We start from the raw sequence: 15,174 nt of genomic DNA, 5'->3' as shown, positions 1-15,174 counted from the left end.
TCTATTGAAACTCCGTTATCCGCTGCGCGTAGGAAGAGGCAAGTGTCGCTGCCGTCTCTGCAGTTGACCCCTGTGAGATGATTTTGACATGGGAGTCTTCTGTATCCGGCAAAATCAGCACCCATCCGTTTGAGTCGTACACCTTGATGCCTTCAACCAGCTCAAGCGACTTCCCTTTGCTCTCCTCCAACACCTTGCGCATTACTTTTCCCTTCGAAGACCATGGACAGAACACGGTCTTTTTCTCCATGTGGCAGTTCGGCAGCTGCTGCAATACCTGACTGAGCGGCTTTTCTTCACCAGCCAGATAGGCCAGGATGCTCACCAGGCTGTGAACGGCATCAAACAAGGGATGGAATCGCTCGTCCACTGCCGCTTCCATCATCGCCCGCTGGGATACCTTGGTACGCACGACCTCCATCTGCAGCAGTCGGGCCAAATGCTCCAGCTCTATGGGAGCGCTCACCGGGAGTCCGATCCTCCGCCTTTTGCCTCTCCAGGCCATAAGCTGTAGGGCCAGCAGCTGCTCGTTCGTCAGCCTCTCCCCGCTATCGGAGAACAGATAGAACTGCTCCCCGTTTTTGTCCAACTGGATGCCCAGATCGGAACGCTGCCTGAAAACTCCTTCGTGCATGGCTCCGTACTGAACGCTCACCCCCAGCGCGTGAAACAGCGGCGCCAAAAACGTCGGGAAAAACCGCTGTTCGCACTCGATCAACAATTTGAACCGCTTGCGCTGAATCTGATTGGCATCGACCTGACTCAGCAGGGCGCGCTGATACGCTTCCTTTACCAGATGTTCCACATGGAGTTGTCCCAGATTATCTGTCAGTGAGCGCACAAACGTCTCCTGCCAGTAGGCATTTTCGATATTTCGCTCATAGTCGCGGGAGACCGGCAGACCGAGGTGATCGACAAACTGGATGACAATCTGTTTGTCTTCGGGCGGTTCCTTCATGCAGACATGAATGCCGCCGTGGCATTGGAAGCTGCGCACGCCGTAGCGGGTAATCGGAGCAAGCCCGATACCAAAGTCAATCGTATCGATTCCGGAGGAGCACAGACTGGTCATGATGCTGTGCTTCAGCAGCTGGGCAAACGGATGGGAACATGCAGAGAGCGCGATCTTGCTGCCTGGTTTCAGCAGGTAGGCGTACGCTGCCGCCAATCGGGTGACAAACTCAGGTGTGATGTCGACATTGCCCGTACCTTTGATTCCCTGGCTGCTGAACAGACTTTTCGTCATTTTCGCTCCGTAGATTAACGACGTGTTTACGGTGGCGTTTTCTTCAATTTCCTTGTTCGGCCATATTTTTACGCCTGCCTTCAACATCGCCTTGGCCCCGATGCGGCAGTGGTCGCCGACGACCGCTCCTTCATCAAGGATGGCACTCTCGTCAAGGATGACACTGCGACATACGGTTGCGCCATTCGCTTCCACCTTTTTGGCCAAAAACGCATTTTCCCACAAAATCGTCTGAGACAGCCTGGTTCCGCTGGAGATGACAGTGTTTCTGCCGAGAACGGAATAGGCACCGACAGATACCCCTGCCTGCAGGTGAGTCTTCTCTCCAATGTAGGTGGGACCCTCCAGCCGCACCGAAGAGTCGATGCGAACGTGATTCTCGAGGAAAATCCGCGGAGCAATCTCCCGAGCCTTGATCTCCACCTGTACGCGTCCGTCCAGCATGTCGAACTGTGCCTGCCGGTACACCTCAAGGGAACCGATATCCGACCAGTACCCGTCAGCCTTGCAGCCGTAGAGCGGCTTGTCGGCAGCGAGAAAAGCGGGGAATACTTCCTTGCTGAAATCTGTTTCCTTGTCCTCTTCGATATAGGAGAGAACTTCCGGTTCAAATACGTACATACCGGTGCTTACCGTGTCGCTAAAGACCTCCGCCCAGCTCGGTTTTTCCAAAAACCGGACGATGCGGCCATCCTCGTCCGTCAACACGACTCCAAATTCCAGCGGCGTTTCCACCTGAGTCAAAATCAACGTGGCCAGCGCCCGGTTCTCCTGGTGGAATTGAATCGCTTTTGACAAATCGATATCCGTCAGTGTGTCCCCGCTGATCACCAGAAACGGCTCATCGAGAAACTCACTGCAGTTTTTCACGCTTCCCGCTGTCCCGAGCGGGGTGGTTTCTTCAAAGTACGTGATGGAGACACCGAAGCGGGATCCGTCTCCGAAGTAGTTTTTAATGATCTCCGGCATGTACTGGAGGGTAACGGCAATTTGCGTAATACCGTGTCGCTTTAACAGGTCAATGGTATATTCCATGCAAGGTCGATTGAGAAGCGGTACCATCGGTTTGGGGGTATTCGCTGTCAACGGACGCAGACGGGTACCTTTACCTCCGGCCATGATTACTGCCTTCATCACCAAGTTCCTCCTTTATTCATAGCGGAAAGTCGTTGCTGCCCTAAAGAACGATAGGCGGTTATCGATTGACTCGCCAAATGAGCCCAGTTGTAGTACTGTTCTATCTCCTGTCGCGCCCGTTCTGCCATGCTCCTGCATTGCTCCGGGTGTTCCAGCAACCAGCACAGCTGGTTGATCAGCGATTGCACGTCGCCTGCATACATCGTCGCCCCGTTCTCTGTGTGGCGAACGATTTCGCGCAGCCCTCCCGTATCCGCGACCAGAAGCGGTGTGCCGAAGGCCATCGCTTCCAAGGCAACAATCCCGAATGGTTCGTACAAGCTGGGGAAGACAGCCACGTCAGCGAGACGGAACAACTGATTGCGGCGTTCGTCGTCCACAAAACCAAGGAATCGGGTTCGGTCGGCGATTCCCAGTTCCTGCGCCTGACGGCCAAGCTCCTCCAGCATGGGTCCTCTGCCGGCCAGGACAAAGGTGACATCTCCGTGACGTTGGAGAATGTGCGGCGCCGCTTCCAGCAGCAGCTGCACCCCTTTTTCGCGAACCATGCGTCCGACAAAAAAGACCACCCTGCCCGAATCTGCGCCGATCTGCTCTCGCAGCCTTCGCAAGTTCTTCTCCTCCTCGGCCGTATTCCAGTCAGGAAGCTCCATCCCGTTGGGAACAATCAGCGTCCGCTCCACCGGAAATCCGAACAGCCGCCGGAGTTCATCCGCCATATACCGGCTGCAGACGAAAACGTGATCGGACATAGCGATGAGGTCTCCTTCCAGTTGGTGGATCCGCTGCTGCAGAGGCGTGTGAATCCCTTGATTTCGGCCGTGCTCCAACGCATGGATCGTCGTAGCCAGCGGCAGCTGGTAACGGCGCTTCGCTTCCATAGCGGCAAATCCGACCAGCCAGTCGTGGGCGTGAATCACATCAGGCTCAAATCCCAGCCGCATCAAGTGGTCCAGCTCGTCAAGCATCGCCATGTTCAGCTGAAACACCCAGTCAAGGAAATCGGTTTGATTACCCGGCTGGTATGTGCATAGACGGTAGACATGAATGCCTTCCACCACCTCCCGCTCTGGGGCACCGTGCGCGTATCCGGTCAGCACGTGCACCTCCACATTCTGTCTGACAAGATGTCGGGAGAGATCGTAAACAGCCTTTGACAATCCTCCCACCACCTGGGGAGGAAACTCCCAACTCAGCATCAATACACGCAACTGCGGAAATTCTGCCTGACCGGCAGCAACGAGATTGCGCGACAGATTCACTCTATGCGCCCGTTTCGGCAAATAGTACGCCAAATCCAGATCCGGGAAGATGGGATAAGCCCGTTCCAGAGCAGAAATAAAGTTCTCCTCAAGCGACCCCGCCTCAAAGCGTATGAGGATGTCCCGGAAGCGGACGAGGTGGTCGTGCGTTCTTCGGACGGCGTAATCCACCATTGTCTGATTGTCCATGATAAACGCCCAATCGCTGCTCTGCGCCAGCATCAGTTCGCGTGCAGCCTGCCTAAGCGCTCTTTTTTCCAACGGGTCATCCGCGGTGTCAAGGATTTCCACCGCCTCAATCAACTCCCGCTCCGCCTGATGGAGATGCCGGTAGATCCAGTCGTTCCGCTCGTTCAGCCAGACTTCTGCGTAACCGTTCCGCCCCCACGAGGACATCGGCAAGCGGGCACGGTCATTTTGTTCAAATTCTGCCAAATATTCTGACGGCGTGATCAGCTTGAGCACCTCGGAGTCGCCTGTCACTTTGCGCAGGAGAAAGTCAAGGAACTGCGGTCCCTCGTACCACCAGTGACCGAACAGCTCTGCGTCATACGTGGCCACGACCAGCGGCTTGCGATCAAGCCAGTCGGCAGCGCGCTCCACCTGCCGCTCCCGGTTGAACATGAAATGGCCGGCGTGGATCGCTGCCTTCTCCCGTGCCCGGTCGGGGTTGTAAATCTCTTTGGGTACGTCTTTTCCCGTGATTCGGTGATATTTCAAACCAGTGTGTACGCGGATACCGGACGGATGGATATAAGGAGATATGTATGTTTCCTCCAGGTCAAACCCGATGTCGCGGTAGTATTCCCGGTAATCGAAATCACCCGGATACCCTTCCGCCGAGCTCCACACCTGTCGGCAAGATTCCGCGTCCCTGGCAAAAGCCGCCACGTCATAGGGAGTAAAGAGCGGTGCGTACAGCCCGCGGCGCGGTTCCGGTGTGGCGTGTTCAAAGGTGTGGCTGTCGACGAAAAAGTAACGCAGACCGCAATCTTTCAACAAACGGTCCAGACCCGGGGTGTACGCGCATTCCGGCAGCCAGATTCCCAGAGGGCGCTGGCCCAGAATCCGTTCGTGCGTGTCCATTCCCACCAGCAGCTGTGCCCGAATCGCTTCTTCCGTTTCGACAAGAGGCAGAAAGGCATGCGTCGCCGCGCAGGTAATCAACTCGACATGTCCGCCCTCCTGCAGGTGGCGCAGCGCAGGCACCAGATTGCCGTTCAGCCGGCTTAAATACGAGGCGATTTCGCGTAAACGATCCAGATACATTCTCGCTACACGATGTTCCTGTGGCTTGCCAGCCGTCCGCTTTACTTCTTTTCCGGCCAGTTCCACGGTTTTTGCCAGGTGCGTTTTGAAGCGGTTCTGAATCAACGGATCTGCCAGCATAGACAGGAGTGTCGGGGAAACGGCCAGCGTAATGCGAAAGTCGATTCCGTCTAGCTTCAGCCTTTCAAACACGAGCAGAAGGGGAATGTACGCCTCCAGCATCGCTTCATACACCCAGCGCTCTTCCAAGTAATCGTCTCGATCCTCGTGCCGCACATAAGGCAGATGGGCATGCAGCACCAGGGAGAGATAGCCTTTCTGCACGAAGGACACCTCATCTCATTTGGTATAGAGAGAATAGGATGAAAAGTTCTCAAACCACGCCGGATATCGCGTATCGCCAGCCGGTTCGATGAGCGGCTCTCCCCAGCCGGCCCTTTGGTTGCGCGGTGTGGCTGCCGGCTCCGAACGGAGGATGGGGCAAAATCTCCCATCGTGAAACAACCCAAAATCGACAATATAGGTACGGCCCGGTTGGACGTCGTAAATGTACCAGGAGCTCGCTTCATCCGATACAGTCACATCGCGGTAATGATGGGCATTGGCTCCGTCAAACAGCCGGTCTGTTACATCGTAGAGGCGGATGCCCTTCTGAATCTGGCGGTAATCCGCCTGAAGATAAGAGGCAACCATGCGCATCCGCGCCCAGGTGATTTCCCAGTACACATAGAGAACCGACGGGCCTTGAACCATCAGCTTCATTCGATCCCTGGCATAAAACGAGGGCAGCTTTCTGCTTTGGTTCTCCCGTTCGATTGACGAAAGACGCTTGGTTTTGCGCAACTGGTACTTTACCTGACCGACAGTAAGACCGCATTCCTTTGCAATCTGTGCGATGGGCATCGACTGTGAGCGTAGCTGTAGGATTCGTTCTAACACGTCAAGCGCTCCTTTCTTTTTCTCTCTGAAGTTGTTCTCCCCATGATCAGGTTCAGTATAGCTAAAGCTTTGAGTGAAGACTGTCGAACGCTGGGGGTGCTTCCCTTGTTCTTTTGTCGAGGATCACTCTCTTTTTCGTCACCGCCGACGATGCCTGTCGAGTGATCGGCCTCTTGCCAATTCAAGTGAAACCCGTTACGATGACAGATATGCTGGCGAACGGATGTTTCGCTGTGAAACAGTTGAAAGATACAGAAGAAAGGGAACATGGATGGGAAAAGTGTTGATCATAGCGGAAAAGCCGAGTGCAGCCAGGGCGATCGCCGATGCACTGGGCGGTTTTCGCAAACGTGAAAACTATCTGGAAAGCGACCGATACTACCTTTCCTGGGCCATCGGTCACCTGGTGCAGCTGTGCGACCCGGAAGACTACGATAAAAAATGGAAGAGTTGGTCGCTTGGGCAGCTGCCCATCATCCCCTCCTTCCGTCTGAAGGCCAATTTCAAAACGAGACAGCAGCTGAAAGTGCTGGAACAGTTGATGAAGCAGAGCGTCGGACTGATTAATGCGTGCGACAGCGGGCGGGAAGGCGAGCTCGTCTTTCGCTACATCGTCAACTACCTGAAGATGGCCCACCTTCCGACCAAGCGTCTGTGGACAGCCTCCTTGACCAAGGAAGCCATTCGCGAGGCATTCGCCGCACTCAAGCCGGCAAGCGAATACGACAACCTGTACTACGCCGCGGAGTGTCGGTCCCGAGGCGATTGGCTGGTGGGGATCAACGCGTCGCGGGGATACACCTGCAAATTTGGGGACCTGCTCTCCATCGGACGTGTCCAGACCCCCACCCTTGCCCTGCTGGTCAAGCGACAGCAGGAGATTGATCAGTTTGAATCCAGCGAGTACTGGGAGCTGTATGCAACATTTTCAGACGGGGCAAATCGGTATCGCGGCAAGTGGTTTTGTCCGGAAGGCAGCCGTTTCGACGACGAAGCAGCTGCGAAACGGCTGGAAAGCAAAGTGAAGGGGCAGCTCGGCTCTGTCCTACAGTATGAAGATAAAGAGACGAATGAACGGCCTCCGCTCTTGTTTGATCTCACCTCGCTGCAGCGAACCTGCAACCGGCTGTTCGATCTTACCGCAGCGCAGACGCTGAAAACTGCCCAAACGCTGTACGAGCGAAAACTGATTACGTATCCGCGGACCGACTCACCCTATCTCTCCTCCGATCTGGTGCGGACGCTTCCGAGCATTCTTGCAGAGCTGGGACGGCATTCACATTATTCGCCCCTGGTTGAACAGGCAAACCGCTCTCTCGTCACGGCAAACAACAGACGGGTGGTCCGGGACGATCTGATCGGCGATCACCACGCGATTATCCCAACCCCGGAACCGGCCAAGCAGCTGAAGGATCTGGAGCAAAAGGTGTACGACTTGATCGCCCGCCGCTTTCTCGCCCAGTTCTACCCGCCTGCCGTCTATCGGGAGGTAAGCGTCGTGACAGTGGTTGCCGAGGAAACGTTTCAGTCCAAGTCCAAACAATTGATCTCCCACGGATGGCGATTGGTGGAGCAGGGACCCTGGCAGCAGGAGAGCGGTACGAGGAAAAGAAAGAAGCAGCGCGATCCCGACGAAGAGATGAGTGACGACCCGATTCCCAAGCTTTCGGTAGGCCAGCGTGTAACCTGTGCGGATACCCTCTGCAAGCAGGGAAAGACACAGCCGCCGAAACCGCATACGGAAGACAGTCTGCTGTCTGCGATGGAGCACGCAGGAAAAGAGCTGGAAGACCACGAATTGAAGCAGGCGATGAAGGAACACGGCTTGGGTACACCTGCCACTCGTGCAGGGATCATCGAACGGCTGAAACAGGTCGGCTACATTGAAGTGAAAAACAAGGCGTTGCTCCCCACACAGAAAGGGAAAGAACTGATCCGATTAATTGAAAAAAACGGCCCTCAGCTGCTGCTGTCTGCCGAGCTGACAGGGCAGTGGGAAAAACGGATTGCCGACGTGCAGAAAGGAACCTACACGCCCGGCTCTTTTATGGAAAACATCAAAAAACTGACCCATGTGATCGTCGAGCACGTGCAAAAAGCAGAGCCGGAGCGATTGGCCAGGACGGAACTGGCAATCGGAAGCTGCCCCCTGTGCGGCGGATCGGTAATCAAGGCCTATAAAAGCTGGGAGTGCAGCAACAAGAAAGCAAAACGCTGCTCATTCACCATCTGGCCGGTAATCTGCGGCAAGACGTTGACAGAAAATCAGATCAAAACCCTGCTTACCAAGGGACAGACCGGCATGATAAAAGGCTTCGTGTCCAAGCAGGGGAAAAAGTTTCAGGCTCAGCTGACACTGGAGAACGGCAGGATTGAATTGAAATTTTCCTAGCACAAAAATTATAATGAAAGCGATCGACAATTCTCATAAAAAGAAGGAATCTTCATGAAAAGGGACAACTCACAAAGCAGGTTTCGAGATTATTCCTGGGGGCATCTGCGCAAGGACCTGATTTCCGGATTCATCGTCGGTATCATTGCCATTCCTTTGGGGATGGCTTTTGCCATTGCCTCGGGTGTGAAACCGGAGTACGGCATTTATACGACAATCGTGGCGGGAATCCTGATCTCGATGTTCGGGGGATCTCGATACCAGATTGGGGGACCGACCGGGGCGTTTGTCCCCATCTTGCTGTCCATCGTGATGACCTACGGTTATGAAAACCTGTTGATTGCCGGTCTCATGGCCGGAGTGATGCTGCTTTTGATGGGAATCTTTCGTTTGGGCTCGTTGATTCGTTACATTCCCCGTCCCGTAACCGTAGGGTTTACCGCCGGTATTGCCGTCATTATCTTTACCGGACAGCTGGGCAACTTTTTGGGGTTGGAGAATTTGCCCAAGCATGAGTCATTTCTGGCCAATATGAAAGAGATCGCGATCAACCTCCCTCTGTTTAATCCTTACAGTGTCATTACCGCCTTCATTTGTTTTGCCGTACTGCTTCTATTTACCCGTTTTTTCCCGAGAATACCCGGTTCCCTTGTCGGGCTGCTTTTGTCAAGCCTGGCAGCCTCCTATCTGTTCTCGGGACAGGTGGCGACTATCGGTTCTACGTTCGGTTCGATCCCAAGCTCGCTGCCTGAGTTGCACATCCCGGCGATCACGTGGGAAAAGATCGTGCTTCTGTGGAAACCTGCTTTGATTATCGCGGCATTGGGAGGCATCGAATCCCTGTTGTCAGCGGTGGTAGCGGACAAAATGACCGGCACAAAACACAACAGCAACCGGGAGTTGATCGGACAGGGCATCGCCAACATCGTGACGCCGTTTTTCGGCGGAATCCCAGCCACTGGCGCCATTGCCCGCACCGCCACCAATATTAAAAACGGCGGGACGTCCCCCGTCTCCGGCATTGTGCACGGCCTTGTCGTTCTGCTCACTTTACTTTTGTTTGCACCATACGCCTCTCTCATTCCACTGGCCGCAATGGCGCCCATCCTGATGTTCGTGGCCTGGAACATGAGTGAACGCAAAGAGTTTGTACACATTTTGAAAACCCGCTCCACCGACACGATCCTGCTCTTGGTCACATTCTTTCTGACGGTGTTCGTCAACTTGACTGTGGCAGTCGAGGTAGGATTGCTTTTAGCCGTTCTGCTGTTTACGAAAAAAATGAGTGAAATTCATGTGGAAAAGGCGCTCCCCGACTTGTCGGATGCGCACAAACGCGTTGTTCCCCACGTGGTATCGGAAAACCATGACTGTCCGCAAATCGCCATATACAATTTAGAAGGAGCGCTATTTTTTGGGGCAACCGGGATGTTGGAGAAAGCGATAGCCGAGGCCTCCCTCAAAGAACCCAGGATTGTCCTGCTTCGCATGGGAAAGGTGCCTTATATCGATACGACGGGTGAATCCATCCTCTCCAGCTTTTTCAACAGGCTACAGAAAAAGCAGGGTAAGATACTGATCTCCGGCCTGAGAGATCAGCCGCGGAAACTGTTGACACGCTCGGGACTGCTGCAGGAAATCGGACAGGAAAACCTGTTTGAACACACTGCTGAAGCCATTGACAGCGCACTGACCAAGTTGGATCCATGCTTGTGCATCGGCTGCAAGCACAACGCGTTCCAGGAGTGCAGCCGTCTGTCACAAAAACAGCATGCAGATGCAACCATTCCGTCTTGACGGAATGGTTGTTTTTCCTCATTCCAGCTGCACAGCGCGCACTTGAACTTGCCAGCCGGAAACGGTAGTCTAAAACTGTTACCAAACAATACAGGAACGATTTGGGAAGCGGGGAAACAAATGTGGAACATGTACAGGTGCTGATTGTCGGGGGCGGTATGGCCGGGATGTCTGCCGCTATCTGGTGCGATCGGCTCGGACTGTCCGCGGTCCTCTTGGAACAGTCGCAACAGCTGGGCGGGCAACTGCTTCAGATCCACAATGAAATATGGGATTTTCCTCCTTGCGTTTACCCCAATGGGACTGCGCTTCTGAAAGAATTGCTGGGACACCGGACCCTGCATTCCTTTGACATCCGATTGGGGGAAAAACTGCTGGCGGTCGACGCCCGCAACCGCCAGGTAAAAACTAACAAGGCGACGTACCAGACGGATTTTCTGATTGTCGCCACCGGTGTGCGCCCCAACACGATTCCGGCACTTGAATCGTGCGGGCAGGTGTTGGTTCCCTGGTTTTCCACCACGGCTCAGGGAGAGACCGTTTCCGGTCAGGACGTCGCCATCGTCGGCGGCGGGGACAGGGCCGTTGAGAGCGCCTGCAATCTGGCACCATATGCTCGCAACATCTACCTGCTCGTGCGGCGAAACAGCTTCCGTGCCCGGCCGCAATGGGTGGAACGCCTGAACTCCTGTTCCAACGTACAGGTGCTGTTTGAGACAGAAATTGCCGCATGTACAGAACAAGACGGCAAAGCCGTTCTCGTCCTCCGCTCCAGCCTGCCTGAAACGCCGGCAACACTGGCCGTTCATTGGGTTCTGCCGCGTATCGGCGTTCGCGGAAACAGTGAGGGGCTGGATGGCTTGGCTACATATGGTGACGGTTACGTCGTGACGGATGTTTGTCAGGCGACCGCCTCCGGTTGGATCTACGCCATCGGGGACGTGACCAACGGAGCCGCATATGCAAGCTTGTCCCTGGCGGCAGGTCAGGCAATGAAGGCCGTGAAACACATATCCCTTCAAGCAAAGGAGTCATAGTTCATGTATTCGTTTTTCGACGATTTCGGCCTGCCCGTCACACTCACCTTTGATCCGAAGGTTTTTCGTCAGCGCACGGCACGGCACGTCCTCGTCTTTCCCTTTCTGGAAGGAAAATTGCTGTTCACCCGCCACCGCCAGCGCGGCATCGAGCTCCCTGGCGGAAAAGTGGAGCCGGGTGAAACCAGTTTGGCGGCAGCGGTGCGGGAAACGTTTGAAGAAACAGGCTACTCCTTGTCGGCCATCGAGCAAATCGGCCAATATGTCATAAACGACGTGATTGTGAAAGATATCTATGTGGCCCGCGTTGATCGTCAGGTGGCCGAGCCGGCGGGCGCAGACGTGGAAGAAGCGCTGCTTTTTGACGTCATTCCTCAATACGTAAAAGACAACCCGCATTTCAGCCGGTACCTGTACGATGACGTGTACCCGCTCACACTCGCTCATCTCCGTCACCACCGCTTTGTCACCCCGTAATCCCGACACCACGAAAAGGCATCCACCCGTAGCGGTGAGATGCCCTGTCAGCTTTTCTCCTTTTTTTTCTTGCCGTTCATCAGCCGATCAATCAGAGCGTTGGGATCAAAACCATAGGTATCCACAGCTTTTTCCCGCTGTTTCTCTTCCTGGGTCTCGCTCTTAACTCCCAGTATTTCGGCAATCTGATGAAACGCGTTCGTCTCCGCTGATTGTCCGCTGCCCCCTCCCTGCTCGGCGCCTTCCTCCACAGGAGCCTGCTTGGGTCTCAGAAAAAGAACAGCCATCACTCCAAACAAGGCGGACAACCCGGCAATGGAGTAGAACATCACGTCGCGGGAAAAATCAAGCAGCCAGGTGAAGACAGGCGGACCTACCGCCACGCCGATGAAGCGGACACCGCTGTACAGGGAAGTGATCATCCCCCGCTCCGACTTTTTCACCGCCCCGATGATCATGCTGTTGAGACAGGGCAGAATCATCCCTGTACCTGTGCTTCCTATCACCAAAATGCCGATGAGGAGAAACGCCCCCTTCACAAAACTGGCGATTACGTACGAGGCAGCCAGAAGAAACATGCCGATGATGACGAAGAATCTCATCAATTTCAGCTTTTTCTTGATAATGATACCGGTGAGGTACGCCGTGATGCTCATCGCCAGCAGAGGAATGGCCAGGACGCCGCCTTTTGCCACGCCGTCGATTTTGTACTTTTCCTCCAGCAGATCGGACAGGTAAAACAGGACCCCAAACAGGGTAAACAAGCAGATGCTGCCGATGAAAAACGCCGGAACGAGCCACTTGCCGTGCTGCTTAAATACCTGTTTGATCGATTGAAGGTACTGTTTGACCGGCATTGGTTCCTTGTTCTGCTTTTTTTCCTTTACGAGAAACAGGAACAGCAGCAGAACCGCTCCGCATATCACGGGAAAGGCGAGAAATACCATGTACCAGGCGATCAAAGCCAACAGCGAGCCAATAATGGGGCTCAGCACTTTGCCGATTCCGTTGGACGTTTCCATCAATCCCAACGCCCGGCTTTCCGACGCCCCGTTAAACAGGTCTCCCGCCAGTGCCATCGCAATGGGGGCCGTTCCGGCTGCTCCGATCCCCTGCAAAACACGGCCTGCCATGATCATGAAATACGGGTCGTCCCACCACAGCGCCGCCAGTCCGGCCAGCAATCCCCCTGCTCCGTACAGCCCGAGCGCCAGTGTCACGACGATTTTGCGCCCAAAGCGGTCAGACAAATACCCCGCCAAAGGAATGACGATACCGGCTGCGATGGAAAAGGCAGTGATCAGCAAACTGGTTTGGAACCCCGTCAAATCCATTTTTGCTTTCATTGTTGGGAGCACCGGTATCAGCATGGAGTTGCCGAGCACCATGACTAACGGCACACCCGTCAATCCAATTAGGTTTTTCGTGTTTTGTGCCATCGTTTACTCCTTACTTCTTACGTGTATGAACTGCCGTCCCAGCGTGTCGCGTTGATGATGTCCCAATTCGGTTCCACTCCGATTCCCGGACCCTGCGGTATTTTTACCCTTCCGTTTTCGGGGGTAAGTTCAAACAGCTGTGTAAACGGATTTTCCATCACATCCCACTCAACCGGTTCAACCGGTTCCGCGTCCATTTTGCTCCATGGCGGCAGGCAAGCCTGGGCAAACAGCGCGTACAAACGTGCCAAAGACCCGTCAAACACGTGGGGAGATACGCGCAAACCGAATTGTCTTGCCAACTGCAAATTGGCCCGAAAGCCGTCCATCCCCTCCGCGTGCATCGGATCCGGTTGGATGATGTCCACGGCTCCATGTTTCAACAGCGGCAGGTACTGCGCACAGCGAACCAGATTTTCTCCGCCGGCGACCGCAACCGAAATGCTTTGGCGCAGCTTTTCGTAATCCAGCACCCGCTCCATCGGCATCGGCTCTTCCAGCCACATCCAGTCTTCATAGCGGGAAAACACCCTCTCCCACTTGCGCGCGGCAGACAGATCGTAGCTTTGATTGGCGTCAAGAGCAAGCTGAACGGTCGCTGGCAAGCTGGCACGGAGCAGCTCGATGTGTGCTTGATCCACCTGCATCGCTCTCCCGCCGATCTTCACTTTCATCTGCGTAAAACCCGCTTCCGCCTGCTGCATTACCCGCTGCAAGGAGCGCCTCTGCCAGTCCGCTTGGTCGGTGTAGGACTGAAACGATGCGTAAACGGGGATCGTTTCGTGAAACAGGCCCCCCCACAACTCGCAGACAGACAAACCGGCTCGCTTGGCGACAATCTCTGTCAATGCCATACTGACCCCGGCCGCAGCCCGCTGGTGCCATTTGCCGACGACGTCAATCAGGGGCAAGTGTGCCGTTGCCTGTTTGCCCAGGAGATACGGAACGATTCGCTCTACAAATCCTTTGTGCAGCGTCGGCAACCAGTCGACAATCTCTCCCCAGCCATCCACCCCGGAGCGCGTGATGATGCGAATCAAATAACAGGTGCGGTATTTTTTGTAGCCGTTGGCGTCCCCGTAGGGCTGCTGCAGCCGATAAAGCAGCGGATACGTTTCGATTCGCTCGATCTGCAAAAGTGAACGCCTCCTCGCCTACAGAAGATCATTCCGACCCTCTCGTTCCGCCCGCTCCGCCAGATAGTCCTCATACGAGAGAAAGTTTCCTTTTCCCTCCCCCTTTCGCATATACTCTTCATACGTGCCGCTTCGCATGAATTTGACGCTGTCCGGTCCGTGGTAGCCGTGGATGTCGGTATAACCGATCTGTTCAACGGCTTCGGTGAACCCGTCCGGTTCATCCGACTCGATGTACATCTCCTTGTAATCTGTTTTGTCGTTGTCTACAAAGGAAAACGGCGTGCTGGACGTGCCCCACGCCTCCACGATTTGCCAGGCGTCCTCACCGTCAAATCCGTTTTGCCCTTCTTTTTCATCCAGGGAAGTACGGCCAAACGGCGGCTGCAAAAACTCTTCCTCGATCGGACGGGACTGGTTGATGATTGGGGCAGGGGCATGTTCCTTGCAGGTTTGCGCCTGCGGCAGCGATTCCAGCCGCTCGTCGGGAATCGGTTGGCCGCAAACGGTACAGATTCCGTATGTGCCTTCCTCCATTCGAGTTAGGGCCTGGTCGATCTCCTTCAGTGTTTCCCTGTCCAGACTGTCCAGCGCGAGATCCTTTTCCCGTTCGAACATTTCACTTCCGATATCGGCCGGGTGGTTGTCATACATGCTAAACTCCTGAAGAGAGCTAGCCATTGGTTCCCGCATTCCGTAGTGCGCCTGCACACGCTCTTCCAACTCCCGCTTTTGCTCCTGCAACCGCTGCTTAAACTTGGCTATCTTCTCCTTGTCCACGCAAGACACCATCCTTTTCGCTCGCTGTTTTCTGTAGTATGCCCTCAAGGACGGCTAAGAAAACCCACCCGGCATTAGCTATCCTCAACCCACTCGGCGTTAGCTATCGCTGAGCCGAGTGGGGTCCCTTTCTTCGCCGGGCGGGGCCCCGAACACTTTTCTAGCGGCTGTATGGGATGTCCAAATTTATAAATTCTGGTGTATGAAATAATGTCCTTAAACAAAGGAAAATCCCCAGCGACTACGGAAAAAAGAAGTACCTG

At 54.7% G+C, this 15,174-nt stretch carries 10 protein-coding genes; 4 read left to right on the top strand and 6 right to left on the bottom strand.

The window, feature by feature from the left end:
- Nucleotide 1 precedes the first annotated feature (1 nt).
- The 3 genes from ACE99V_RS14385 to ACE99V_RS14375 are packed head-to-tail and all read right to left on the bottom strand — an operon-like array spanning nt 2 to nt 5,853.
- Nucleotides 2-2,380, bottom strand: coding sequence for a sugar phosphate nucleotidyltransferase (locus ACE99V_RS14385; protein ID WP_400491876.1), 2,379 nt, complete (start codon nt 2,378-2,380; stop codon nt 2-4).
- Nucleotides 2,380-5,238, bottom strand: a complete 2,859-nt coding sequence (locus ACE99V_RS14380; protein WP_400491874.1) for a 1,4-alpha-glucan branching protein domain-containing protein — start codon at nt 5,236-5,238, stop codon at nt 2,380-2,382. The genes ACE99V_RS14385 and ACE99V_RS14380 overlap by 1 nt, the downstream gene beginning before the upstream one ends.
- 15 nt (nt 5,239-5,253) lie before the next feature.
- Nucleotides 5,254-5,853 (bottom strand): DUF4912 domain-containing protein, encoded by a 600-nt coding sequence (locus ACE99V_RS14375; protein WP_400491872.1) that lies wholly within the window; start codon nt 5,851-5,853, stop codon nt 5,254-5,256.
- A gap of 271 nt (nt 5,854-6,124) precedes the next feature.
- On the opposite strand from ACE99V_RS14375, the gene ACE99V_RS14370 reads away from it, so the two are divergent.
- The 4 genes from ACE99V_RS14370 to ACE99V_RS14355 all read left to right on the top strand — a co-directional run bounded on the left by ACE99V_RS14370 (nt 6,125) and on the right by ACE99V_RS14355 (nt 11,556).
- Nucleotides 6,125-8,245: a type IA DNA topoisomerase gene (locus ACE99V_RS14370; RefSeq protein WP_400491870.1), complete on the top strand. Its 2,121-nt coding sequence runs from the start codon at nt 6,125-6,127 to the stop codon at nt 8,243-8,245.
- Nucleotides 8,246-8,299: 54 nt separating this feature from the next.
- On the top strand, nt 8,300-10,042 hold the full coding sequence (locus ACE99V_RS14365; protein WP_400491868.1) for a SulP family inorganic anion transporter: 1,743 nt from the start codon (nt 8,300-8,302) through the stop codon (nt 10,040-10,042).
- A gap of 122 nt (nt 10,043-10,164) precedes the next feature.
- A complete protein-coding gene (locus ACE99V_RS14360) occupies nt 10,165-11,079 on the top strand; it encodes an NAD(P)/FAD-dependent oxidoreductase (RefSeq protein ID WP_400491866.1) in 915 nt (304 codons plus the stop codon).
- A 3-nt stretch (nt 11,080-11,082) separates the two neighbouring features.
- Nucleotides 11,083-11,556 carry an NUDIX domain-containing protein gene (locus ACE99V_RS14355; RefSeq protein ID WP_400491864.1) on the top strand — a complete coding sequence of 158 codons (474 nt, stop codon included), beginning with the start codon at nt 11,083-11,085 and terminating at the stop codon, nt 11,554-11,556.
- A gap of 47 nt (nt 11,557-11,603) precedes the next feature.
- Here ACE99V_RS14355 and ACE99V_RS14350 read toward each other — a convergent pair whose 3' ends face one another.
- From ACE99V_RS14350 to ACE99V_RS14340, 3 genes are read right to left on the bottom strand one after another with little or no spacing between them, the layout of a single operon-like run.
- The gene (locus tag ACE99V_RS14350) at nt 11,604-12,995 is read right to left on the bottom strand and encodes an MFS transporter (RefSeq protein ID WP_400491862.1); all 1,392 of its coding nucleotides are present in this window, start codon (nt 12,993-12,995) and stop codon (nt 11,604-11,606) included.
- Nucleotides 12,996-13,012: 17 nt separating this feature from the next.
- Entirely contained in the window at nt 13,013-14,131 is a 1,119-nt protein-coding gene (locus ACE99V_RS14345) for a mandelate racemase/muconate lactonizing enzyme family protein (protein ID WP_400491861.1), read from the bottom strand.
- Between the two features lie 18 nt (nt 14,132-14,149).
- On the bottom strand, nt 14,150-14,923 hold the full coding sequence (locus ACE99V_RS14340) for a TraR/DksA C4-type zinc finger protein (RefSeq protein WP_400491859.1): 774 nt from the start codon (nt 14,921-14,923) through the stop codon (nt 14,150-14,152).
- Between the last annotated feature and the right edge of the window lie 251 nt (nt 14,924-15,174).

This window comes from Brevibacillus soli, from assembly GCF_044759095.2.
Lineage (GTDB): Bacteria > Bacillota > Bacilli > Brevibacillales > Brevibacillaceae > JBIYSM02.
This window is presented reverse-complemented; position numbering and strand designations above follow the sequence as displayed.